The organism is Rheinheimera tilapiae, from assembly GCF_042432165.1.
GTDB lineage: Bacteria > Pseudomonadota > Gammaproteobacteria > Enterobacterales > Alteromonadaceae > Pararheinheimera > Pararheinheimera tilapiae.
The window spans coordinates 1,794,282-1,817,594 of record NZ_JBHLXP010000001.1 but is presented as its reverse complement, the minus strand read 5'-3'; the positions used below and the strand labels follow the sequence as shown (position 1 = coordinate 1,817,594).

Genomic DNA, 23,313 nt, shown 5'->3' with positions numbered 1-23,313 from the left:
TCCTAACGAGGAGTTGCCGCTGAAAATATACCGAACGCGCCTGTTTCACCAGCAAGTACACTACACTCTTTACAATATTTGTTTTTTAACAATTCAAGCTTTTGTTGTTCTAAAGCGGGCTTATATTGATTGTCGGAAAAATATGTATTTTTCCAGAATAATACATTACCCAGCCACACATTGTTGAGCGCGTACCGATACTTACTGCCGGAATCGATGATCCCATTGCCCATAAATCGACTATTTTCGATAATGGTTTTATCACTGCCAATCACTGTTCGAACAAATGTACCGCCACTTGCCACATTTCTAAATGTAGATTTGTTCACTGTAAGTATGTTCGCCTTATGAAGTAAGCCTTCTTCCCCATAACTTAACATGACAGAATTTTCATTGTATTTATTTTGTTCAAGGTAGTTATTTAGAACAAATACCTCACCACCATTTGGGAAGTTTAATTCATAGCTCACCAAACCCAATTCATCATAAAACTTTGAATCTTGCACATAGGAACTCGCGGCTCGTGACTTAATATGATGACCAACAATAGTATTATGAAAAACGCTTCTGGTGACGACAAGCAAGTCGATATTGCCAGCATATATTGCATGCGAATATCCATCCCCATTACCATTATTGATAAAAGTCGAACGATCGACTCTTACAGTTCCAACAGCAGCAGTAGTTAAAATACCTGATTCATTATTTTCGAAATGTACATCTTGGAACGAAAAGTCGCCTTTTTCAGCACGAACGCCAGCGCCATTCATATCATGCACTTTAGCGTCAAAAAAACTAATGCCAGATATCGAAGCTTTACCAGTGCGAAAGACCCAAATTGCTTTACCTTCTGCCGATTTTTTACCTGCAAATAACCGTACAGGACCACCAATCCCACGAATGGTTATTTCTTTCTGCTTCCATACTGCTTGAGCCTCTGTGTAGTCACCTGCTGAAATTTCCACAATAGCACCAGAAGGTGCATATAAAGCTGCTTCACTTATGGTTGCATATTGTTTGACGCTTTTATCACTAAACACTAAAACAGGCTTTGACGCAGGAGTTATCTTCCGTTCAACATAACGCGCTGTTTGCATTCTATTGATCATGCCCATTCGGGATGCTCTGGGAATATCGTCGTGGACTAATCGGGCAAAATCGATGATTGGATTAAAAACAAACTCTAATTTAGTATGCCCATAAAGGCGATGGTTCAGATAGTCAAAAATTTCCTGTGACGAACGCCCTGCATACCCAACTACTACTGAAAATAAGCCGTATAAAAACAGCATCAATATCAGCGAGCCACCACTCAAAATAAAAATAAATCTATGCATACAAGGTAAGCTCTTTATCAAATATGTTAGTTATCTAAATGTGATTGTGCTCACCATTGTTCGTATAACCAGTTGGTGTGCTTAAATCCTATTGAATATTACCGGCAACAATACTTATTAACCTTGCCGATCAAATAGCCAATTTACAAAAGGATTTCTGAAACCACACCATGACTCAAAAATCCTTGTGGGCTGGCACTGGCGCCATAAGCCCCGGACTGGAGCACGGCAAACCAATCGCCGGGTACCGCTGCAGGCAAGGCCACTTTGTCAGCCAGAATATCCAGTGGGGTACACAAAGGCCCAACGACCTGCACTGGCGCCACCGGTGCCAAAGTCAGTTTATTAGCTAGCACCACTGGATAATTGCGCCGTACCACTTGCCCAAAATTACCGGAATTGGCCAGATGATGATGCAAGCCGCCGTTGGTCACGACAAACTGCTGCTCATGTGAAGTTTTCACATCGATGACCCGACTGAAATAAACCCCGGCATGGGCGACCAGATAACGGCCCAGTTCAAGGATGATTTCCAACCCTGCCACTGCATCAGCAAATTCAGCGAATAACTGCTGCATGCCAGCCCCGACCGCTGCTAAATCCAGTACTTTGTCGGCAGGAAAATATGGTACGCCAAAGCCACCGCCGAGATTAAAGAACTGTAACTGCGGACAATGCGGACGCAGCTGTGCCAATAATTGCAGGCTCTGGCGCTGGCTTTGTAAAATGGCGTCGGCCTGTAAGTTCTGCGAACCACAGTAAAGATGAAAACCAACCAACTGCAGCGGACCTGTCTGCAGCTCAGGTAACAAATCCCAGATCTGCGCTTGATCGATACCAAAAGCTTTGGCACCACCAGCCATTTTCATGCCGGAAGCGCGCAGTTCAAATTCAGGGTTGATCCGCAGCGCGACGCGGGCTGATGCATCGGCCTGTAGGCATAATGCCTGCAAGCGGCGCATTTCACCGGCAGATTCCAGATGCACAACGCAGCCTGCTGCGATCGCAGCTTTGAGTTCAGCATCGGTTTTACCAGGCCCGGCAAAACTAATTTGTGTTGGGTCGACACCACTTTGCAGCGCCAGCACCAGTTCACGGCGTGAGGCAACATCCATCCCATCCACTTGTGATGCCAACCAATGAACCACCGGAAAATACGGATTGGCTTTGACGGCATAATGCAATTTGACACGCGCAGGCAGCGCGGCGCGAAGTGCCTGAACACGCGCCGTGATAGCGGCCCGGTCATAGGCGTAAAATACTTCAGCATCCAACAACGCCGCGATCTGCGCCGGCGTTTTGCCGCCCACTAGCAAGTCATCTTGCTGGTGCGCAAATGGCGCCAGCGCAGCTGCAAGTTGTGGCTGCGCAGTGAATAATGCGGGATTAAGCGGATTCAGAAGGTGCACAAAAATAATCCTTATAAGTCACGGACAACTGCTTGCGGTCGAGTTTACCATTGGCTGTCTTCGGTAGTAGCGGCAATTGTATCAGGGCTTTGGGGCACATATAGGCAGGTAACTGTTGTTTCAGAACCGTCATCAGCGCGATGTTGTCCAGCGGTTCCGGTGCACTGAATAACAACAAAACAGCATTATCTGCGGCAGCAGTCGGCACCGCGATCGCGGCAACATCAGTGACCCCCGCCACCAGCGCATAAAACTGCTGTTCAATTTCAGTCGGACTAATGCGGATGCCGGAACATTTGAGCATTTCATCCAATCTACCCAGATAAAACAGATCGCCGTCGGCATCGCGCCATACCTGATCGCCTGACCAAACTGCTGGCGGCCGGTGCACAACTGCCTGCGGCAACAACGGATCAGGTCGGAATCGTTCAGCGGTCAATTCTGGTTTACCCCAATAGCCGAGACTCACCAGCGGCCCGCGGTGCACCAGTTCACCGGCTTCCCCGACCGCACATTCAGTACCATCCGGCCTTAACACCCGCACGTCAGCAAAAGGAATAGCCTGGCCAATCGACTGTGGTTTTTCTGTCAATTTGTCCGGTGACAAATAAGTGGAGCGAAAGGCTTCGGTCAGGCCATACATTAAATATGGTTTGGCATTCGGAAAACACTGCTGTAACCGTCTGAGTAATACCGGTGGCATCGCACCGCCTGAGTTAGTCCAGAGCCGTAGCTGCGCGGTACTACCATCAGGCCAGCGCGCATCCGCTAATGCAGCCCAAAGCGGCGGCACCGCTGCCAGCACAGTGACCTGATACTGCTGAACCTGCCGCACCACATCCTGCGTCAGCAAATAGTCCAGCAACACGACTGTGGCGCCCACGCTGAACGCGCTTAATAACTGATTGAGACCATAATCAAAACTAAAGGGTAACAGCGCCAGCACCACATCACTGCTTTGTAAGCCGAGATACTGACTGACACTGACTGCACCTAGTAACAAGTTCAGCTGTGACAACACTACCCCTTTGGGTAAACCGGTACTGCCTGAGGTATACAAAATCGCCGCTGGCTGTGCCGACATTCCGCCGGCTTGCACAATGCTATTATGCTGCGGCAAGTCAGCAGTATGATCAGCGCTATCAAACCAATCACAACCGGTCGGTAAGCTGAATTCTGCTGCAAGCTGCTGACGTCTGGTCACAGTCATTGACACCAGCCGTGGCGAACAATCCTGCACAATATATTGTAATTGCTGCGGTTTCAGCGCCTGATGCACCGGTACCACTAAAGCTCCGAGACTCCAGGTGGCAAACAACTCGATCACCAGCTCACGTTGCTTGGGTAACTGCAGCATCATGCGATCGCCTGGCTGTAAACCAGCAGCCTGTAACTGGCTTCGACGCTGCTGCACCTGTGCAAACAGCTCAGCATAAGTCAAAGTCCCATGCTGGTCTTTCAACGCATTTTGCGTCGGCCAGCGTGTTGCGCCGAGGTGCAATAATCCTTCCAGTGAGTCGGTCAGCAGCATGCAATTTCCTGTGAGCCAGCATTCCCGGATATGGCGCCAATTCACTGAAAACAGGCAGCATTTTTCCGGCGGCAAAATGGTTTGCCTATGATTAATCTGTGTTAGAGTACATTGTGCAAATATCTGATGTCCATTGGAGTTGACTATGAGGGACCAACAACCTCAGACCGGACAGGTGCTCGAACAGATCCTGTTATCGGTATTAGGCCCCCACCACCACCTGACTGATCAAACACCGCTATTAGGTGCCATTCCCGAATTTGATTCCAGTAGTATTATGACCATTCTGACATTACTGGAAGACCAATATGATGTCGTATTCGACGACGCAGAACTCAGCGCAGATCTGTTTAGTACAGTTGGCTCGCTACGCCATTTTATGACAGAAAAACTGGGCAAAACCGCTTAACCATATTAATCAAACCGGCGTGATGCTGCTAAACAGCGGTGGCAGAACGCGTGTAAATGTATAAAGGATTACACAGATGAAAAAAACACTCCTGGTCAGCTGTATTCTGGCCGCATTAGTCACGCAAGGCTGCGGTAAAAAAGATGCCACTCAGCACCTGCAAGACGCTCAGACTTTTATCGGTAAGCAGGAATATTCTGCGGCCGTGATCGAATTGAAATCAGCATTACAGCAAGAACCGGAGAACGCAAAAGTTCGTCTGACATTGGGCCAGATTTATCTGCAAGTTGGTGACGGCTTGTCAGCGACCAAAGAGCTGGAGCGTGCCAGACAATATGGTGCCGACATTAATGAACTGTCTTTACCGCTCGCTCAGGCTTATTTCCTGGCCGGACAATTCCCGAATCTGGCCGAACTCAGTAAAGAAAGCGGCATTTCTGCAACGAATCTTGATTTTGTCCAGCTGTATCAAGCACTGGCGGCAATCGAAGCCTCCGAAGCTGCAGATGCAAAAGCAGAATTGCAGCGTTTGGCACAAAATAGCGATGCCGGTATCAAAGCAATGGCATCAGCACAGCTACAAATTATGGATAAGCAGCATGAAGCCGCTTTAACTGCACTTAGTGGGATCCCTGCGAACAATCCGCTTTACCGGGAAGCGCTGTTATTACGCGCCAAGTTACAAAACGTACTCGCCCAGTTTGATGCATCCGTCTCCAGCTTCAATGAATATCTGAAAATTAATCCGTCCGGGCATCAGGCGCGGTTGTTACTGGCTCAGACCTATGTCGCTCAGGATAAATTTAAAGAAGCAGGCATTGAACTGGATAAACTGCTCAAACTGTTTCCTAAACAACCGTTAGCGAACTATCTCAAAGCAGTGATAGCCTTCGAAGCGAAAGATTTCCAGAAAGCCAAAGAACACAGTGAAGTGGCAATTAACTCAGGATTAAGTTCAGTCAGTACCCGCGTACTGGCAGCGCTTGCGGCTTCACAACTGGGACTGGGTAACCAGGCATTAAACCACCTGCAAGCCGTTCGCGGCGAGCTGGACAGTTACCCGCCGGCGCAAAAGCTTTATATCGCCCTGCAGCTGCAAAGCGGCAACACCGATGCAGCGCAAGAACAACTGATGAAAAACCAAGCCGCCGCCAGTGATGTACAACTTGTCAGTGCTACCGCGTTTCAACTGTTGAAGCAAAGAGCCAACGGCGCGGCCGAAGAACTAATCAATAAATATGAGCAAGGGACTGAGACAAAATCCGAACAGGAGTTGCTCGCAATCGGTGCGTTAAAGCTCGGCATTCCAGGTCAGGAAGCTCAAGGTCTGTCATTGCTCGAACAAGCTGCCAAAATGGCGCCGAAAGAACAACAACCGCAGCTGTTGTTAGCTTCAGCATATTTGCAGCAAGGGAAATACAAAGAAGTCGAGGCTCTGGCCAAAGAATGGTTGAAAGATGAAAAGATGAAAGTGCAAGGCCTGAACATGCTGGCATTTTCGGCTTTGCAACAAGGCAATGACGCCGTTGCTTTGCAGTACATTCAAGACGCATTGGCTGCAAAAAGTGAGTTACCTTTCACCTACCTGTTAAAAGCAGTATCTGAACAGGCAAAACAAGACAATGCCGCGGCAAAAGCCACTTTAGAAACGCTGTTGGATAAACATCCACAATATTTGCCTGCGCTAGAGCAACTTTATGCGATGACGCGTACAGAGGCAGATAGTTCAGCACTAAAACGCACTGAAGCACTCTATAAACAAGATGCAGCCAACTATAACGTGGCCGTGTTATATGCCCGGATGTTAGTTGATCAAAAACAGCAAGATAAAGCACTGACAGTACTTGAAGAAAGCAAGCAACCCTTAGCAGAACGTCACGCTTTACACTGGGCCTTACTGATTGAACATGAACGGACAGTAAAAAAAGATATCAAAGCGTCGTTGGCTGTCGCCGCGCAGTGGTATCAGATGAACTCCGCCGAGCGCGAGTCAGTCTACACTTATATCCGCGCCCTCATTCTGGACAAACAGATTGAAAAAGCGCTTGCCGTTTCTACAGAAGAGTTGAAAAAGTCGCCTAAAGACAAAGTGTTATTTGGTACTCAGGTACAATTACTGGCAGAAAATGGCAAGAATGACGAAGCACTGAAGCTGCTAGCAACCCTGCCAGCCGAAGAGGCTGGTAAAGCTGATGTGCAGTTTATCAAAGGCCGGATCTTGTTGGCTGCAGCCAAACCAAAAGAAGCCTTGGTCGCGCTGACAGAAAGTTATCAGCAAAGCCAGTCAACGATGGCGGCATTGATGATTGCCGATACTTATGAACGTGCCGGAGATCTGACAAAAGCTCAGCAGTTTGTAGAACAGCATTTCACGACTAAACCTAATGACGGTCCACTTCAGCTGTTTTATGCCAACCTGATGCTGAAGAGCGATAAGAACAAGTCGATTGAGATGTTTAACCAACTATTGGTTAAAGAGCCTGACAATGTTGCAGTATTAAACAATCTGGCTTGGACTCTACTTGATTCCAACAAGCTGGCTGAAGCCACTCAGTATATTGAACGTGCCATAAAATTAGCGCCACGGAATCCGGATGTACTCGACACACATGGCGCGGTACTGCTTGCATCGGGTAAAGTCGACGCCGCTCTACTGAAGTTCGAAGAGTCGTTAAAAATCCGGCCAGATAATGCAGCGGTGTTATTAAACTACGCTGATGGGCTGATCAAAAAAGGCGAGAAGGATAAAGCGAAATCGATTTTAGATAAAATTGCCGGTGATAAGTCCATATCCGCAGCTCAGGTTAACGCTCTGAAAGCAAAGCTGAACTAAACATCAGGTGGCTTGCTCAACATTAAAAACGGATGCTCTCGGCATCCGTTTTTTATTGGCTCTGATTGACGCTGGCTGCAATGGTTTGGCATTTGGGCGAAAGTTCACATTCACGTTACCGACCCAATTCAACTCCCTGAAAATAAAGCTGAATTGGAACAACAGTCTTGTACTTCTAAACGGATAAATTGCCAGTCATAGCCAAGGCTATGTGCCAAGCAAAAATGTAGCTTACAGCAGGATTGAATAAGTGTGCCGGGTTGCTGCAGTACTGGTATGTCAATTCTGGCAATAAAAAACCCGGATGTTTCCATCCGGGTTTTTTATTTATGTTGCAACATCAGGTGCTGCAACTATCGCAATTATTTTGCGCGGCGACGCAGGCCAAGCAGAACCAGTGACAGACCTAACATACCTACTGTAGCAGGTGCAGGAACAGACATAGTCAGTTGAGCTAACAGTTCCAGCTGGTTGTTAGTACCTTCACGAGTAACCAGTAAGATAGAACCGTCTGGATTTACTACAGACTGAGTAACACCTGACAATGGGTTCAGCTTGAAAGAAATCTTATAGTGTTCAGCACCAACCCAGAAGTTGATTGCTGGCAGATTCAGTTTGATCAGGAACGTGTCATCACAACCTGTAGTAGATAATTGTGGGCCTGCACATTTTGACAAGTCACCCAGGTTTGGAGTTTCGTTGAACTGAATACCAACTGTTGCTGAATTCGCGCCCAGTGGTGGGTTAACGATTGCAAACAGAGTTTCCAGGTCCATTTTGTACAATGAACGTGAACCTGTTGGAATTGTTTTGTTTGAGTGAGTGATTAAACCAGTTTGAACCCAAGCACCGTTGGTAACCAGAACGTCAGTTTTAGAAGCGATATTCAGGCTGCTTTTTGCAGTTGTAGAACCCCAAGAAACTGTATCGTACGCATTTGGCAGACCAGCTGCGCCTGTGAAAGTCAGACCACAACCGTTTGCAGCATCTGTTGTACCAGCAGCACAATCGTAAATGGTGCCATTTGCTTGCTTGCTGGAAGAATTCACACCATCAGCTAACCAGCCAGATTGAGTTGCGAATTGCAGAGCTGGGATCACAGCTGCTTGTGCTGAACCTGCGAACATTGCAACTGACAGAGCGCTTACTGATAAAAGAGTTTTAAATTTCATTTTACTACCACCTTGTATTTTTGACTCGCCTACCAGTTACTGCCAGGCTAAAACTATTACTGACAGAGATAAAGCAACTGGCATGCCAACTTTATTTATCATTAAAATACAGCAACTTACACAACGCCTCATTTAAATGCTTACTTGACTTGTAAACTTTTCTGACGCTGATGCGATGTACCGTCCCGGCGCTAAAATGCCGTGCGGGTCCAAAGCATGTTTTAGATCTGCTAAGACCTGCAGATACTGTGGATCTCCGCAGTGCACCATTTCGGCCATTTTGCTGACATCGGTGCGATATGGGTAGAATCCACAGGAAAACATTGATTGATACAACTTATCGCGACATTGCAATGCGAGCTCATCCCAACGCTGTCCGTCAGGCGCGCTAGCAGTGCGGTCAAATGAAATACTGACGACCGCATCGATACACCGCTCGTTTAACAGCGTCAGAGTCACCGCTGGTTCAAAACCAAATTCTGGTAATACTGTGTCGACAATATCCATCAGTTGACGTGCATTTTTCGCATCCGCTGGCGCGACAAACGCGCTCCAAATCAGTCCAACGTTGTCCTTGTCCATATCAAAGCGACCATTTGGCACAGTTTTCATTCGCCAGTATGAGCTAGTCAAAAATTGTGCACTGGGCTGGCCTTTCATCATGTTCTGGACTGGTCGCAACACCTTCAACATACCCGGTAAATCCATCCGGGTAACGAATGCAATCGGCTTTTGAAAAATCTCAATAAACCGCAATAGTTCGTCACTGATAAAATTAAGTCTTGCCCCTTTCACCCGCCTTAACGATTTACGGACTTGCTTTTTAGCATTGGCAACTTGTTCCTTGGTGCCATAGAGTGCTCCGGACAAATTCCAGGTACCTACTTGCCACTGCTTTTTCAGTTGTTCGGTAATATCACCCGGTAATGGAAATTGAACTGATCTTTTTTCAACAAATGGCCAGGGGTATTGTTGCATGCCGCCCAATACGCGATAGGCGTTTGCGATATGCGGCAGACTGGTAATCACGCCGCTACGTTTCAGCGGTACCAATGCCTGAACAATCTGTTCTAACGCAGTTTCATTTGACGCAGATAAATAGAACGCTACGAATTTCTCCGGCTTTGGCATCAACCAGATAGTCATGCTCAATACGATGCCGAGGTTTGATTGCAGAAACAACTGGTCAAGTGCAGGGCCTAATCCCCATTTGTACATTCCGCTGGCTTTTGCGCCATCAAACCGACCAAAACCGGTCTTTATGATCCTGCCATCAGCCAGCAAAACCTCCATGGCCCCGATAAAATTTGCATGCTCACCATAAGGGGTATGGCCAAATCCCCTTTCAACCGTATTGCCGACAATACTGCAATCAGGATGCGAGCCGGTACAATCCATCCAATCCATGCCGCCTTGTGCCAACAGAAAGTCTGCCAACTGCCGCTGCGTGACTCCAGCCCCAACAGTGATCAGATGGTGCTCAGGATCGTAACCAGAAATCTCGTTTAAACGCCCCAAGTCAAGCAAAACTGCGTGCTGAATGCTGGGTACTCTGGATCCATAACCCCAATTTTTACCTGAGCTGATGGTATACAAAGCAATATTAAATTCCGCCGCTATTGCAACAACCGCTGCAACCTGGTCACGGGCAGGTTTAACTATTGCGGTTACCGCCGCACTTGTGGCAAAAGTTGCAGTTGATGCCAACTTCAACGGTTCAGAGTCTGTAATGACATACTCATCGCCAAGTAACTGACGCCATTTCATAAGAGCCAGCGTAGCTGATTGCGGATCGTTGTTCATCCTGAGGTCCTTATCGCAATAAAAACGGCAGCCCGATGTGACTGCCGCTGATTATATATTCCTGTCAACTCAACGCTGTGGGAGCATACTTTTCGTTGAGTCTCTTTTTGGCTCCAACGGGCCATCGGTAAAACCGTGTTCTTTGACTGAATTTGCCAGAGACTTTTCAATTTCGTTTAATAACTTCTTGAAACCCGGAGACAAACCGTCAAATAACATAGGTTTGTTAATATAAAATGGTGCCCGCCGACCATGATAGTCAATGACAGGGCCTATCTGATGAAATTTAATCCCGACAAACGCCAGACTGCGCGCCAGACGAGGCTCCATCATGACAAAAGCGTGTTCTTTTTCGGCATGAAATGCCGTCGATGCAGCGGCAAAATACAGGCAAATAGCAATATAAGGAAAACAACGTAACTCTGTTTCGGAATAAGCTTCGACGTTGATTGCACCGGTCGCGGCGCCTTTGAACTTATCCACTTCCCGTCGACGAAACTGTTCAAGTACCGCGAGACGTGAGATTTCACAGATCTTATTGCGCGGGAAAGCTGCCGGGCTGAATTCATGGTCCGTAATAGAGTGCAGACAATATTTCTCAATAGGTAGTAACTCTGAATCATCTGCAGATGTGATCAAGCGAACCGTGCCAGCCATATTGCCACTGGACATATGTCGTACGAAGCAATGGATCGAATGCGCATCAAAATCATCGAGCTCCACCCGGTCAGGCCGTTCCGGTTCAAATTTTAACTCTTCACAATAAACCTGATGCCTGACGTTATAGACTTTCTGCTTTAACTCTTCAGTTAACGCCAATTGCGGTTGCAGGAACTGCGAAAAATGCTTCGATATACTACTGGCGTTATTACTAACCATTGCACCAATAGCTTTTTTCACCAAAGTTCCGACTATAGGCAGTTCTTGTAGTTTCTTTAAATGCTTCATAAAAACCTGACAGATTCCTCAATGTTCACCGGCAAGCACGACATGACTCAACCGTGGTGCTATCCATCCCTTCGATTCAACTGCAAAGTGCCAACACATAAATCGCGTTTAGCAGCTGATATCAGGTCCTGATCCTTTAGTATAGAAAATCGATGTGCTATGACAAACCTACTTGACGTTCCCGCTGACTCGTCGCCACTTCAGTACGGATCCAACCGAGCTTATGTGGGATCACTGCCATGGTTGTATCATAGCCCTGACGTAATAGTTCCTCTTTTTTTGCCACTGGCAAGGCAAAATCTACTGACGATACGTCGCCGGTATTAATCAGTACGGTGTTGTGCCAATACTGAGCATGCACGTACTCTCTCGACATCGCATTCATAAATGTTTGAATTAACATGAGAATATATGACACCAACGGGAAAAGTCTACGTCGGATGATCGGTTTATCCTCACCTTCGCTTTTTAATCTGAAACATACCACAGGCACGTCACGACCAGACCAGTCCTGATGCAGAGCATCTTCCGCCAGAATAACCCCATCCGCCATCACATGATTTTCAAAAGTTTTGAATGAAAACAACAGCGGAATCGACATGGAATAGCGCACCGCTTCTGAAACTTTCATCTGTGGAGTTCGTGCTTTGTTAAATACCACAGGACCACCGCCATTGATGTCTGTCGCCAGGACATGCAGATCTAACAACAAATCACAAAAACGAGCGCCAGCAAGTTGATTATCCATCCAGCGTTCAAACGTATCACCACTGGAGAGCCCACCTGTTCGGATTAAATTCATCAAAGAAAATCCGCGGAACTGTTTAAAATCCGTATGAAGCGCGAGATCACGCATCTGGTCAAAGGTTTTGCCTGCAGCAACCATCGCAGCCACAATACTGCCGCCAGACACACCGACCAGACTATGAAAATTTAGCTCGAGGTCTTTTAGCGCTATCAAGATTCCTACATAACAAGGCAATCGGGTTCCGCCACCAGAAAAAATTGGTACTATTTCATGCGATTGCAGTTGTGTCATACTGGCCACCAATACATCATGCACCTGCCACTGAACTGAGAGTTTCAGTATGTACCAATTTGCTCAAGATGCGAATTCGATTTTAGTCCAGCACCGAGCGAGCCTGATAAGTATGGAACGCCTGATTTACCGACAGTTACGGATAATTCTCTGCGTCCTTAGTCTGGGTGGGCTGATAAAGCCAGCGCAGGCAGCATTGCCCGAACTAATCACTCAACTGAAACCCTCAGTCGTTGCGTTGGCCATTTATAGCCCTGCCGCTTCACCACGCCTTAAACTGCTAGGGTCTGGCTTTGTCGTCGCCCCCGGCAACCTGATTGTCACCAATCATCATGTGATCGCAACGCCGGTGGATAAAAATAAAAACGAAATTTATGTTGTATTGTCAGGCCATGGTCAACAACCGCAAGTTCATCAGATCAAGAAAACACTGTTGGATCGGTCGCACGACCTCGCCGTGCTGGAAATTGCCGAGACGTTGCCCGCCGTGAAGCTCGCATCATCAGATTACGTGGCCGAAGGCACCCAACTAGCCTTCACCGGCTACCCGATCACCGGTGTATTAGGTCTTTACCCGGCTACTCATGGTGCGCTACTCAGCGCCCTGACACCGATCGCTATTCCTGCTGAGAACAGTCAGGTTATTTCTGCCGCAACTCTGCGTCAGTTGCGTGACCCTTTTATGATTTATCAATTAGATGGCACCGCTTACCCAGGTAACAGTGGCAGCATGTTGTATCGTCAGGATACTGGTGAAGTGGTAGGAGTGATCAATATGGTGCTGGTTAAAAGCAGTCGCGAGGCGATTTTAAGCGACCCTAGCGGTATTTCTTATGCGATTCCGATCAAACACCTGCATCAGCTGTTATCTCAGGCACCGAATAGAGACCAACCATGAATATTGAAGTTACTCCAGGGCAATTTGGTTTTCTGTTGGCTGCAATTGGCTATCTGTTGTTTTGGGCACTTCAGCTCACCGTCCGAGTCCATACTTCACAAAAATCGTTGTTATCGGCTTATACGCTGTGTTCAGTGCTATGGGCAGTTCACAATGGCGTGACGCTTCAGCTGGCATTTGTCACTGACTTCTCATTTGTCATTGAAACAATTCAAAAATCACTGTTGTTGTTGTTTTTATTGTCCGCACTTAGCAAAACAGACATCTCGCTTCGACAATGGCTAGCATTAAAAAAAGTACAACTGACACTGTTGGTCTTGTGTAGTTGGTTAATCGTTGGCTGGTTTATTTTGCAAACAGCCGGCTTACGCCTGATGGGAACACTATTGCTGGTTATTGTTATGCTGGCGATGGTTGAGACCTTGTACCGACAATCCGGTGGGCAGAAATGGCAATTTAAGCCGTTAATTATTGCTGTTGGTATTTGCTTATTGCTTGATTTCTATCTGCTGGCAGAAGCCGCGCTATTGAGCAAAATCAATCAACAAACCTGGCAAGCGCGTGGTTTTGTGAACTTGTTTATGCTGCCGTTTCTGGTTGTTGCAGTGAAACGGATTAAGTCTTGGGGCATCAATGTCTACGTATCACGGGACATTGTGTTGCAAAGTTCATTGGTGCTGGCCGCTGGCATTTATTTATGTTTATTAGCCGTTGTGGGTTACTACCTCAGTTATATCGGAGGCAACTGGACTACCTTATTGCAAGTGGTCTTCGTAGTCGCTGGAACTGCAGTTCTTGGAACTTTGGTTTTTTCCGACGGCCTGCGACGTAAAGGCCGTGTCTTTATTGAAAAGCATTTTTTTGCCAATACCTTTGATTATCGGGAGAAATGGGTCGAACTGACTCGTGCACTGAAAAAAATCGAATTCGCCACCGAAAATACTGCACAGGTCTGTCTCAGTGCCTGGTGTCAAGCCATAGGATACAGCCACGGCGCAATAATTAAACTTCAGCAAGAACAATTGCTAGTACTTGCGACACAAGGCCAGTTGTTATTCGGTGTCAATGAAGAACAAGCATTACAACTAGTTATCAAAGAGCAAAACAACAAGCAGTGGCTGTTAGACTTTAGCGACAAAAAAGACAGTATGGTCAGTCAGTTGCTTAGTAAAATGGGGCATTCTGGGCCCGCCTTCAGCATTGTGATCCCTATCCTTAAAAACAATCAGTTGTGGGGCTTTTGCCTGTTGGAGAGCGATGTTAATGAAAAACTTAGGCTGAACTGGGAATTGCGTGATTATCTGAATGCGGTTACCGAGCAAATAGCTAGTTATCTTTTTATGGATGAAGCGAGTAAAGCCCTGTCAGAAAATGCGCAATTTGTCGCATTCAGCCGAATGTCCGCCTTTGTGGTGCATGACCTTAAAAATGTGAAAGCTCAAATTGACATGTTGCTGAAAAATGCGCAAAAGCACCGGCATAACCCAGAGTTCGTCGACGATGCTTTTACCACAATAGAAGCAATGCAAAGCCGGCTGCAGAATATGTTAGCGCAGCTCACAAATAAACAATCGGGTCAGGAACAGCTGAAAAAAACCGCAGTAGGTACATTACTGCAAACACTGATTGCAGAGCGCTGCAGTGCCAACTTTCCGCTACCGTCGCTGACTTTGCATCATGACTGTCAGCTGACTATCGATACTGAACGATTCGCCAATGTGCTGTTTCATCTGATCGACAATGCGCAGCATGCTACTCCTGATGATGGAGAGGTACGGGTTGTTGTACAACAGAGTGAAGGCCAGCTCAGACTGGAGATTATTGACACTGGTTGTGGCATGTCACAGGACTTTATTCAAACCCGATTGTTTAAACCCTTTGACACTACAAAAGGCAATGCGGGGATGGGTATTGGCGCGTATGATGCTTTAACATTTGTCCAGCAACAGCAAGGACAGTTGCTGGTAAGCAGTGAGGTGGGACATGGGACTACCTTTACCATTTTGCTTCCTTTACACTAACCACCATAACTGATACACGGAATGTTGTATGAAAACATTACTCGCAATTGATGACGATCTTGGCATCCAGAAGCAGCTGAAGTGGAGCCTGACCGACTATGAAGTGGTATTTGCTGAAGACCGTCCGTCGGCACTGCAGCAACTTCGACGCTTTGAACCTGCTGTTGTGACTTTAGACCTTGGTTTACCACCAGACCCTACCAATGCGTCTGAAGGTTTGGCTTGTCTTACTGAGATCCTGCAACACAATCCCAATACCAAAGTTATTGTGATTACGGGTAGTACCGATACAGAACATGCATTGCAAGCAATATCGCTTGGCGCTTATGACTATTATCAAAAGCCAATTGATGTCGACGTGCTCAATGTCATAGTCGCACGGGCGTTTAAGCTCAGCGAGATCGAAAATGAAAACCGGGTGCTAAAAGCAACTGCTTATAAACAGCAAGATATTATCGGCAATAGCGAATCCATTCAGAAAGCCTGCCGGATGGTGGAGAAGATAGCACCTACGGAAATCACGACTTTGTTGTTAGGTGAATCAGGCACAGGGAAAGAGGTTTTTGCACGCTCTATCCACAAACAAAGTCCGCGCGCCGACCGACCTTTTGTTGCAATTAACTGTGCTTCTATCCCGGATAATTTGCTGGAAAGTGAATTATTTGGCTACGAGAAAGGCGCATTTACCGGTGCACATAAAACCACATTAGGTAAAATCGAAACCGCCAATGGCGGTACTCTGATGCTCGACGAGATAGGCGATATGCCGCTGGCATTACAGGCAAAAATGCTGCGCTTTTTACAAGAGCGGGTCATCGAGCGTGTCGGGGGCCGTGCCGAGATTGAAGTCGATGTCCGGGTTGTCTGCGCTACGCACCGAAACCTGGCAGAAATGGTTGCCGAACAAAGTTTCCGTGAGGATTTATTCTACCGAGTCAGCGAAATTACACTCAATATCCCACCATTACGCAATCGTGGGCACGATATTGTGATTATCGCTAAATCGCTTTTACACCGATTCAATGCTGAATTTAACACAAATATTCAAGGCTTTACCGAGGACGCGATTAACGCGATGCTGGGCCATCGCTGGCCAGGCAATATCCGTGAACTACAGAATAAACTGAAATCGGCCGTGATTCTGGCCGACACTAAGTTCATCAGCGCTGAAGACCTTGGGTTAATGCCATCCAGTCAACCGAATACGCTCCCTACTCTGCGTAAGGTGCGGGAACAGGCAGAAACACAAGCCATTCGCCACGCCTATAACGTAGCCAATGGCAATCTGTCTAAAACTGCTGATTTATTAGGCGTGACCCGGCCTACTTTATACTCATTGATCGATAAGTATAAAATGCTCGATTTGCGTACCCAGGATGCCGAACATCCAGGATCTGTCACAGAGGAAAGCTAAAGTTTCGGATATTCTGACAAAATCAGGCCAGCTCAAACGCTGGCTTTTTTTTAACTGGATTCAACAATTGCTATATGTCAGCCATAAAAAAACCCGCCATACGGCGGGTTTTCTAACAGCTGGAGATTAAAGCTTAATGCCTTTCTTCTCTGCACGCTCTTTTACGTAAGGACCCCATGAGTTAGCCATCTTTTCTTGTCCATGCTGGCGGGCCAGCAGAACTTGTTGATAAGCTTCACGCATTTTGCCTTGGTAAAAGTAAGCGCCGATCAAAGATACATGCACTTTACCTTTATCTTTAGTACCTGTTTCCAACGCTTTCTGTAATGCAGTGGCTGCTTCGGCGTTTTTATTCGCCATTGCCAGTGCATCACCCTGACGACGATATGCATCGCCGTCATTTTCTTTCGCGCCTAACATACCGTAGAACTTAGCAGCCTTTTCAAATTCACGTGCAGAAGAGTACGAACTTGCGATACTCATCAGGATTGCACGATCATTCTTTAACAGACCTGCAGTCAGGTGTTTTTCCAGTAATGCAGCGGCCTTGTATGGCACGTTGTTATTGTTGTACAGGTTAGCGAGCAGTTTAATCTCGTTTTCTGTTTTCAATAAACCCTGTTTATAAGCCATGTCGATAATCGCTAACGCTTTATCGTATTGCTCATCAACCGAGTAGAACTGGCCTAACATGACCCAAGATTGCTTCTCATTCGGGAACAATGGCAACATTGTTTCCAGAACTTCGATCGCTTTCTTAGTCTGCTTCAGCTCGTAATATGAAGCGAACTTCATTTGATACGGCTCTTTTTTCGGCGTTTTTGAGTGCTCGATAGCACGGTCCGCTGGAGCTATTACCTTTGCATACTGCTTCATTTCGTAGTATGCGTTGGCAATACGCAGGTCAACGTTCGCGTCCATTTCGCCAGTGAAATCTGCCCACTTGTTATAGTAGGTGATCGCCTGTTCATACTTTTTCGCCATCAGACTTAAGTCGCCGATATTACGCAGCAAAGTAGCCTGGTCGCTGAAGCCCAGAACATCTGGCTGAACCGCCTTGATCATGTAACTCATTGATTTAGCTGGATCTTTTTCGATGTACAGCTGACCGATGAATTTGTCCAAATAGGCTTTGTCAAAAGTATTTGACGCTTCGATCGGCTCCAATAAAGCCAGTGCTTCACCGACTTTATTTTGACCGTAAAGCTCGTAAGCTTTACCGATAGCTTTACCGACTTTTTCGCCCACTGCCTGAGATTTGCGAGCTTTACGCTCAGCAATCTTGGCAGCATCCGGAGCTGCAAGAGCGGAGCTTACTGGCAGAGCGGCAATGCCGACCGCAGCAAACACCATCAATGCAGATGTAAGTTTGTTAAATTTCATACTTAACCTCCGGCATTATCAAGGTTGAAGTCTAACTGCACCATGATCCCAGTCTGCTTTAAAGCCTGACCGTTTTCGATTTTAGGTGAGTACTTCCAACGTTTTAATGCACGAATTGCTTCACGGTCAAACACCCGCTTCGGTTCCGCATCAACCACTTCAATTTCGTCTACAGAGCCATCTGGCATGATAGAGAAACGCATTTTTACCCAACCGTTGATACCGTCGCGAGCAGCCTGTACAGGATACTTCGGTTCGATACGAACGATTGGTGTTGCGTCACCATCACGCATCATGGCGCTAGCCGGGTCACCAATACCGCCGCTTACTCCACCAACATCAACAGTTGGCGCATTGAAACCGATAGTACCTGCATCAGTACTAGAAGCTTCCTGCACAACCTGCTGCTTTGGCGGCTCTGGCGGTGGCGGTGGTGGCGGTGGCGGTACCCGAGTCCGGGTCTGAGCTTTAGACTCAGGCGGCGTCGAGTTAATCTCAATAACGATAGATTCCTTCTTCGCACTGCTGAACGTATCATCTGCATCAACCAGGTACGCCATCAGTACATACAGGAAAAACGTTATTACCGCACCGACTAAGAGTGAAAGTAATAACCTTACCATATTACTTGTTCTCCGCCGCGATTGAGATTTTCTCAATGCCTGCCAGCTTGATTTGGTCCATCACAGAAACGACCACACCGTGCTTCGCTTCTTTGTCGGCCTGAACAATTACAGTATCGGTTGGTGATTCAGCTAACAATTTTTCAATTGTCGCGCCTACACGCTCTACGTCTACTGCGCGCTTGTCCAACCAGATTTCACCGTTTGCACGAACAGCAACGAAAATAGTCGCTGAAGGCTTAGACTGAGCTTTGGCCGCTTTTGGACGGTTAACATCAATACCAGCTTCTTTAACAAAAGAAGTGGTTACGATGAAGAAGATCAGCATGATGAATACAACGTCCAGCATTGGCGTCAAGTCAATTGCAGCTTCTTCGGCTTCACGTTTATTTCTACGTGCCATAAATTACTCTCTATCAATGATGCGGTAAGCTATCAGCCAATTCGTGGATCGCTGACTTGATCTTACCTTCCAATTTGGACGCCACGAAAACACCAGATAAACATGCAACCATACCGGCCATTGTCGGGATTGTTGCCATTGAAATACCTGCCGCCATCAGTCTTGGGTTACCAGTACCTTGCAGAGCCATAATTTCGAACACTGCAATCATACCGGTTACTGTGCCTAACAAACCTACCATCGGACAAACTGCGATCAATGTATTGATCACGTTCATCCGCTGAGTCAGTTTTGCTGAGGCTTCAGATACCCACGCATCACGGATTTTATGTGCATACCAAGAGGTTGTGTCGGTACGGGCATTCCACTCAGCAACGATTTTGCTGCGTAAAACCGGATAATCCCGTGTGACAAACCAAAAGCGCTCAATGATTAACACCCACATTGCAAAGAGCACGAAGGCGACAATATATAAAACGCTGCCGCCGGTAGCGATAAAATCCCTGACAGATTCCCAAAGCTCTATCAGGCTATGCATTATGCGTTCTCCTTCTCCGCATGAGCAGCAATCAGACCAGTGCTTTGCTCATCGAGGATATGCAGGATTGAGTTTGATTTAGACTGTAACAGTGCGTGTACGAACAGCATTGGCAGTGCACACAACAGACCTTGTACTGTAGTAACCAGAGCCATCGCAATTTGGTCAGCCATGATTTTCGGATCACCGGTACCGTGCAGAGTAATCATCTGGAACGCACCGATCATACCTACTACTGTACCTAACAGACCCAGCAGAGGACCTACAGCAGCGATCAGTTTCAGTAAACCGATACCTGCTTCGATAGACGGAGTTTCACGCATGATTGCTTCGTCCAGCTTCAGCTCCAGGTTTTCCACGTCAGCTTTTTTGTTGTCATGGTAAACTTTCAGGATACGACCCAGTGCGTTCTTCTCAGAAGGAGAACCCAGGTTCTTCAGCTGTGAATTGATACCAGCTTGTGCGCTAGACAGAGCGATGAAACGAATTACACCGATGATCAGACCTAAGAACAGTAATGCAGTGATTACATAACCTACTGTACCACCTTGGTGGAACTGGTCTTCCAGAGAAGCTTCCTGAGTTTTCAGACGCAGCAGGTTACCACCTGTTGGGTCGATATAAACTGGTTTCACTTCACCAGCAGCAGCGCCTTTAAAAGCAGCAGCGTCAGACAGGATATGAGATTCTGGTTGTTTACCCAGAGGTTGCATTTCTTTGGTATCTGCGTTGTAAACCAGGTAACCGTTATCAGAAATCAGTACAAAAGAACCAACACGAACAACGTTTGCCTGACCAGAAGTACCGTCCAGGTTCACAACGTTACCGTCGAACTTAGACACTTTTGCAGACTCAGTCATTTCAGTTTGCAGTGCAATCCACAGCTCTTCCAGTTCAGTGATAGTTGGCAGTTCTTTAGCTACTGATAATTTTTTCAGTAAATCTTCACGGCCTTTGAACTGAGCACTGATGTTTGAAGTGGCGATAGAACCGATAGTTTCAGTGGCGTTACCACGAACGATACCGAACATTTCACCTAAAGTACCCTGTGCAGTTTGCAGCTCTTGTTCTTTCGCAGCCAGTTTGCCTTCGTTATCGGCGAACTGTTGAGTCAGAGACTTACCACGGGCTTCTTCAGCAGCGAAAGCAGCTTTAGCTTTGCTCAGCAGTGCTTGTTTGTCAGCGCGGTCAGACAGGAATTCCTGTTCACGGGCGGCATCCAGTTTGGCATCAGCAGAACGGTTTTTCTTAACTTGTTCTAACAGCTGGTCCAGTTTGGCAGTGTCAGCGGCAGCGTTTAAGCAAACGCCGGCAGACATTGTCACCGCAGCTGCAATCATTAAACCTTTAAACACTTTCTTCATTTATTCTTACTCCGCTGCTAACACTGGAAGTTTTAATAATTCTGGGGCAGCTTGTTTACCCGCAACACGAATCGCTAACTTGGTGGACTCCAGGAATTCAGGGCCTAACTCGTCCCATTTCGCTGCAGTTTTGTTCCACATCCAGGCGCGTTTGTCGTCCAGTGTCTGAGCTAACAGAGCAACACGACCAACGTACACGTAGTTCACAGAAATATCTGTGCCATCTACTGCCAGTTTGTCAGTGTAAGTAACCATTGCTGTACCTAAATCTTTTTCGATTTGGTAGGCTTCGATCACCAGGCGGTACATTTCAGACGTGTTCACGTTTGAATTGCCCAGCACGTCACGCAGGCGTTGGATACGCTCTAAACGCTTGGTGATATCGATTGGCATGTCGGCTTTGATAAAAGCTTCCAGAGTATCAACCATTTTGTACATTAATGGCACGATACCTTGCTTGGTACCTTCGATAGTACCGATTTGCTTGTCCAGAGATGCAAGCGACGCATTTTGGTCGTTAACCAGAGTGTTTACGTGATCGTTGTAAACTTTCAGGTTTTCAGTCTGCTCTACTAATGACCGGTATTCAGCCAGTAATTCCTGAGACTGATCATAAATGTTGTTGATCTTTTCCTGAGAGGCCGCAGATGCTTTAGCAGCTTGCACACCAGTATTGGTGACTTCTGCGAGAGTCGTTGCGGTTGCAACGCCACCGAACATGAAAGCACCAACGATGGCTGATGCGATCAGGTTTTTACGAATGTTATTGTTAGACATAGTTCCCAACCAATAATTGCTGATTAACGTAACCTGTATTTTGAAAGGCCAAACTTGTAAAAAAGAATGACCTGGTTAGAGGGTAAACCGCCCGCATCATTGCAGCAAAAACAATGGTTGTCAATATAACTACGACAGCCAGCCAGACCTGTTTCACTGCAATATCCGCTTACAGAATTACCCGGAATGCTACCCTTAAATTCTTGTCGTAAAAATTTAATAGAACATTCATTTTTCTGCTTATTTTATGTTCGGAGTCAGTTTGCCCGAATCATACAGCTTCACCATTTGCTCAAGAGAAATGGCTTTGATTTTTGACCCTTGCCCGGCACAACCGAATGCCTGGTAACGGTCTTTACAGATCTCCATCATAGCTTTGACAGATTCCTGTAAATACTTGCGTGGATCAAACTCTGCCGGATGCTGAGCCATAAAGCGGCGGATAGCACCGGTAGACGCTAAACGTAAATCAGTATCGATATTGATTTTACGCACGCCGAATTTGATCCCTTGCTGAATTTGTTCTATCGGAACGCCATAAGTTTCCGGAATTTCGCCACCGTATTGATTAATCACCGCCAACCAGTCCTGTGGGACCGAACTTGAACCATGCATTACCAAATGCGTATCCGGGATGCGGGCATGAATGGCTTTAATCCGATCAATGGCCAAAATATCGTCTGTTGGTGGACGACTGAATTTGTAAGCACCGTGGGATGTGCCACAGGCGATCGCTAATGCATCTACCCCAGTCGCTTTGACGAACTGCGCTGCTTCTTCCGGGTCTGTCAGCATCTGGTCATGGCTCAGTACACAATCTGCACCAACACCATCTTCTTCCCCGGCAGCGCCGGTTTCCAATGAACCAAGACAACCTAACTCACCTTCAACCGAAACACCGCAGGCATGCGCCATTTCAACAACACGGCGAGTTACATCGACGTTGTAGTCATAGTCAGCTGGTGTTTTCCCATCCGCGCGTAACGAGCCGTCCATCATGACGGATGAAAACCCGAGCTGGATAGATTGCTGACAAATGGCTGGAGACGTTCCGTGATCCTGATGCATTACTACCGGGATATGCGGAAACTCTTCGACCGCCGCCAGGATCAGATGACGCAGGAATGGCGCACCGGCGTATTTCCGAGCGCCTGCAGACGCCTGAACAATCACCGGACTGTCCGTTGCATCGGCTGCCAGCATAATTGCGCGCATCTGTTCAAGATTGTTGACGTTGAACGCTGGTACGCCGTAACCAAATTCTGCGGCATGATCCAACATCTGACGTAACGAGATAAGAGCCATGAAATCCTCACTTTTTGTAGGGTAAGTTTCAGAGCTGTCACCGAACCCGGCGCTTTTGCGCCGGATGTGCCGGTCAGGATCTGCCGGCTTGGAATAGGTTTCGGCG

General features: G+C 46.9%; 19 protein-coding genes. 5 read left to right on the top strand and 14 right to left on the bottom strand.

Annotated features, from left to right (window positions below; all coding sequences use genetic code 11):
* Positions 1-2 precede the first annotated feature (2 nt).
* From ACFFJP_RS07850 to ACFFJP_RS07840, 3 genes are all read right to left on the bottom strand, one after another.
* Positions 3-1,337 (bottom strand): hypothetical protein, encoded by a 1,335-nt coding sequence (locus tag ACFFJP_RS07850; RefSeq protein WP_377242158.1) that lies wholly within the window; start codon positions 1,335-1,337, stop codon positions 3-5.
* A gap of 143 nt (positions 1,338-1,480) precedes the next feature.
* On the bottom strand, positions 1,481-2,746 hold the full coding sequence (locus ACFFJP_RS07845; protein WP_377242156.1) for a pyridoxal-dependent decarboxylase, exosortase A system-associated: 1,266 nt from the start codon (positions 2,744-2,746) through the stop codon (positions 1,481-1,483).
* Positions 2,724-4,277, bottom strand: a complete 1,554-nt coding sequence (locus ACFFJP_RS07840) for an AMP-binding protein (protein ID WP_377242154.1) — start codon at positions 4,275-4,277, stop codon at positions 2,724-2,726. Before ACFFJP_RS07840 ends, ACFFJP_RS07845 begins: the two co-directional genes overlap by 23 nt.
* Before the next feature lie 145 nt (positions 4,278-4,422).
* Here ACFFJP_RS07840 and ACFFJP_RS07835 point away from each other — a divergent pair, with 145 nt between their 5' ends.
* Complete coding sequence (locus tag ACFFJP_RS07835; protein WP_377242152.1) at positions 4,423-4,686, top strand: phosphopantetheine-binding protein; 264 nt, start codon at positions 4,423-4,425, stop codon at positions 4,684-4,686.
* Between the two features lie 76 nt (positions 4,687-4,762).
* Complete coding sequence (prsT, locus tag ACFFJP_RS07830; RefSeq protein WP_377242150.1) at positions 4,763-7,519, top strand: XrtA/PEP-CTERM system TPR-repeat protein PrsT; 2,757 nt, start codon at positions 4,763-4,765, stop codon at positions 7,517-7,519.
* Between the two features lie 362 nt (positions 7,520-7,881).
* Here prsT and ACFFJP_RS07825 read toward each other — a convergent pair whose 3' ends face one another.
* The 4 genes from ACFFJP_RS07825 to ACFFJP_RS07810 all read right to left on the bottom strand — a co-directional run bounded on the left by ACFFJP_RS07825 (position 7,882) and on the right by ACFFJP_RS07810 (position 12,481).
* Positions 7,882-8,691 carry a THxN family PEP-CTERM protein gene (locus ACFFJP_RS07825; protein WP_377242148.1) on the bottom strand — a complete coding sequence of 270 codons (810 nt, stop codon included), beginning with the start codon at positions 8,689-8,691 and terminating at the stop codon, positions 7,882-7,884.
* Between the two features lie 132 nt (positions 8,692-8,823).
* A complete protein-coding gene (locus ACFFJP_RS07820; RefSeq protein WP_377242146.1) occupies positions 8,824-10,494 on the bottom strand; it encodes an FAD-binding oxidoreductase in 1,671 nt (556 codons plus the stop codon).
* 69 nt (positions 10,495-10,563) lie between these two features.
* On the bottom strand, positions 10,564-11,442 hold the full coding sequence (locus ACFFJP_RS07815) for a PEP-CTERM/exosortase system-associated acyltransferase (RefSeq protein ID WP_377242144.1): 879 nt from the start codon (positions 11,440-11,442) through the stop codon (positions 10,564-10,566).
* Positions 11,443-11,599: 157 nt separating this feature from the next.
* Complete coding sequence (locus tag ACFFJP_RS07810) at positions 11,600-12,481, bottom strand: patatin-like phospholipase family protein (protein WP_377242142.1); 882 nt, start codon at positions 12,479-12,481, stop codon at positions 11,600-11,602.
* Positions 12,482-12,677: 196 nt separating this feature from the next.
* On the opposite strand from ACFFJP_RS07810, the gene ACFFJP_RS07805 reads away from it, so the two are divergent.
* The 3 genes from ACFFJP_RS07805 to prsR are packed head-to-tail and all read left to right on the top strand — an operon-like array spanning position 12,678 to position 16,814.
* Complete coding sequence (locus ACFFJP_RS07805; protein ID WP_377242140.1) at positions 12,678-13,379, top strand: trypsin-like peptidase domain-containing protein; 702 nt, start codon at positions 12,678-12,680, stop codon at positions 13,377-13,379.
* The gene (prsK, locus tag ACFFJP_RS07800) at positions 13,376-15,400 is read left to right on the top strand and encodes an XrtA/PEP-CTERM system histidine kinase PrsK (RefSeq protein WP_377242138.1); all 2,025 of its coding nucleotides are present in this window, start codon (positions 13,376-13,378) and stop codon (positions 15,398-15,400) included. The genes ACFFJP_RS07805 and prsK overlap by 4 nt, the downstream gene beginning before the upstream one ends.
* A gap of 28 nt (positions 15,401-15,428) precedes the next feature.
* Positions 15,429-16,814, top strand: coding sequence for a PEP-CTERM-box response regulator transcription factor (prsR, locus tag ACFFJP_RS07795; protein WP_377242136.1), 1,386 nt, complete (start codon positions 15,429-15,431; stop codon positions 16,812-16,814).
* Positions 16,815-16,940: 126 nt separating this feature from the next.
* Here the strand turns inward: prsR and ACFFJP_RS07790 are convergent, their stop codons facing one another.
* The 7 genes from ACFFJP_RS07790 to fba form a co-directional block, all read right to left on the bottom strand.
* Complete coding sequence (locus tag ACFFJP_RS07790) at positions 16,941-18,197, bottom strand: tetratricopeptide repeat protein (RefSeq protein WP_377242134.1); 1,257 nt, start codon at positions 18,195-18,197, stop codon at positions 16,941-16,943.
* A 2-nt stretch (positions 18,198-18,199) separates the two neighbouring features.
* A complete protein-coding gene (locus ACFFJP_RS07785) occupies positions 18,200-18,820 on the bottom strand; it encodes an energy transducer TonB (protein ID WP_377242132.1) in 621 nt (206 codons plus the stop codon).
* A 1-nt stretch (position 18,821) separates the two neighbouring features.
* Positions 18,822-19,223 (bottom strand): ExbD/TolR family protein, encoded by a 402-nt coding sequence (locus ACFFJP_RS07780; RefSeq protein WP_348732614.1) that lies wholly within the window; start codon positions 19,221-19,223, stop codon positions 18,822-18,824.
* 13 nt (positions 19,224-19,236) lie between these two features.
* On the bottom strand, positions 19,237-19,761 hold the full coding sequence (locus tag ACFFJP_RS07775; RefSeq protein WP_377242130.1) for a MotA/TolQ/ExbB proton channel family protein: 525 nt from the start codon (positions 19,759-19,761) through the stop codon (positions 19,237-19,239).
* Positions 19,761-21,125 carry a MotA/TolQ/ExbB proton channel family protein gene (locus ACFFJP_RS07770; protein ID WP_377242128.1) on the bottom strand — a complete coding sequence of 455 codons (1,365 nt, stop codon included), beginning with the start codon at positions 21,123-21,125 and terminating at the stop codon, positions 19,761-19,763. The genes ACFFJP_RS07775 and ACFFJP_RS07770 overlap by 1 nt, the downstream gene beginning before the upstream one ends.
* A 6-nt stretch (positions 21,126-21,131) precedes the next feature.
* Positions 21,132-21,902, bottom strand: a complete 771-nt coding sequence (locus ACFFJP_RS07765) for a DUF3450 domain-containing protein (protein WP_377242126.1) — start codon at positions 21,900-21,902, stop codon at positions 21,132-21,134.
* A gap of 240 nt (positions 21,903-22,142) precedes the next feature.
* Positions 22,143-23,207 (bottom strand): class II fructose-bisphosphate aldolase, encoded by a 1,065-nt coding sequence (gene fba / locus ACFFJP_RS07760; RefSeq protein WP_208931037.1) that lies wholly within the window; start codon positions 23,205-23,207, stop codon positions 22,143-22,145.
* Between the last annotated feature and the right edge of the window lie 106 nt (positions 23,208-23,313).

Excerpts from the sequence above, each read along its gene's own strand:
- ACFFJP_RS07810 (WP_377242142.1), bottom strand. The coding sequence starts at position 12,481 with ATGACACAACTGCAATCGCATGAAATAGTACCAATTTTTTCTGGTGGC.
- ACFFJP_RS07770 (WP_377242128.1), bottom strand. The coding sequence starts at position 21,125 with ATGAAGAAAGTGTTTAAAGGTTTAATGATTGCAGCTGCGGTGACAATG.
- fba (WP_208931037.1), bottom strand. The coding sequence starts at position 23,207 with ATGGCTCTTATCTCGTTACGTCAGATGTTGGATCATGCCGCAGAATTT.
- ACFFJP_RS07790 (WP_377242134.1), bottom strand. The coding sequence starts at position 18,197 with ATGAAATTTAACAAACTTACATCTGCATTGATGGTGTTTGCTGCGGTC.
- ACFFJP_RS07820 (WP_377242146.1), bottom strand. The coding sequence starts at position 10,494 with ATGAACAACGATCCGCAATCAGCTACGCTGGCTCTTATGAAATGGCGT.
- ACFFJP_RS07765 (WP_377242126.1), bottom strand. The coding sequence starts at position 21,902 with ATGTCTAACAATAACATTCGTAAAAACCTGATCGCATCAGCCATCGTT.
- ACFFJP_RS07785 (WP_377242132.1), bottom strand. The coding sequence starts at position 18,820 with ATGGTAAGGTTATTACTTTCACTCTTAGTCGGTGCGGTAATAACGTTT.
- ACFFJP_RS07775 (WP_377242130.1), bottom strand. The coding sequence starts at position 19,761 with ATGCATAGCCTGATAGAGCTTTGGGAATCTGTCAGGGATTTTATCGCT.
- ACFFJP_RS07825 (WP_377242148.1), bottom strand. The coding sequence starts at position 8,691 with ATGAAATTTAAAACTCTTTTATCAGTAAGCGCTCTGTCAGTTGCAATG.
- ACFFJP_RS07780 (WP_348732614.1), bottom strand. The coding sequence starts at position 19,223 with ATGGCACGTAGAAATAAACGTGAAGCCGAAGAAGCTGCAATTGACTTG.
- prsR (WP_377242136.1), top strand. The coding sequence starts at position 15,429 with ATGAAAACATTACTCGCAATTGATGACGATCTTGGCATCCAGAAGCAG.
- ACFFJP_RS07835 (WP_377242152.1), top strand. The coding sequence starts at position 4,423 with ATGAGGGACCAACAACCTCAGACCGGACAGGTGCTCGAACAGATCCTG.
- ACFFJP_RS07840 (WP_377242154.1), bottom strand. The coding sequence starts at position 4,277 with ATGCTGCTGACCGACTCACTGGAAGGATTATTGCACCTCGGCGCAACA.
- prsT (WP_377242150.1), top strand. The coding sequence starts at position 4,763 with ATGAAAAAAACACTCCTGGTCAGCTGTATTCTGGCCGCATTAGTCACG.
- ACFFJP_RS07850 (WP_377242158.1), bottom strand. The coding sequence starts at position 1,337 with ATGCATAGATTTATTTTTATTTTGAGTGGTGGCTCGCTGATATTGATG.
- prsK (WP_377242138.1), top strand. The coding sequence starts at position 13,376 with ATGAATATTGAAGTTACTCCAGGGCAATTTGGTTTTCTGTTGGCTGCA.
- ACFFJP_RS07815 (WP_377242144.1), bottom strand. The coding sequence starts at position 11,442 with ATGAAGCATTTAAAGAAACTACAAGAACTGCCTATAGTCGGAACTTTG.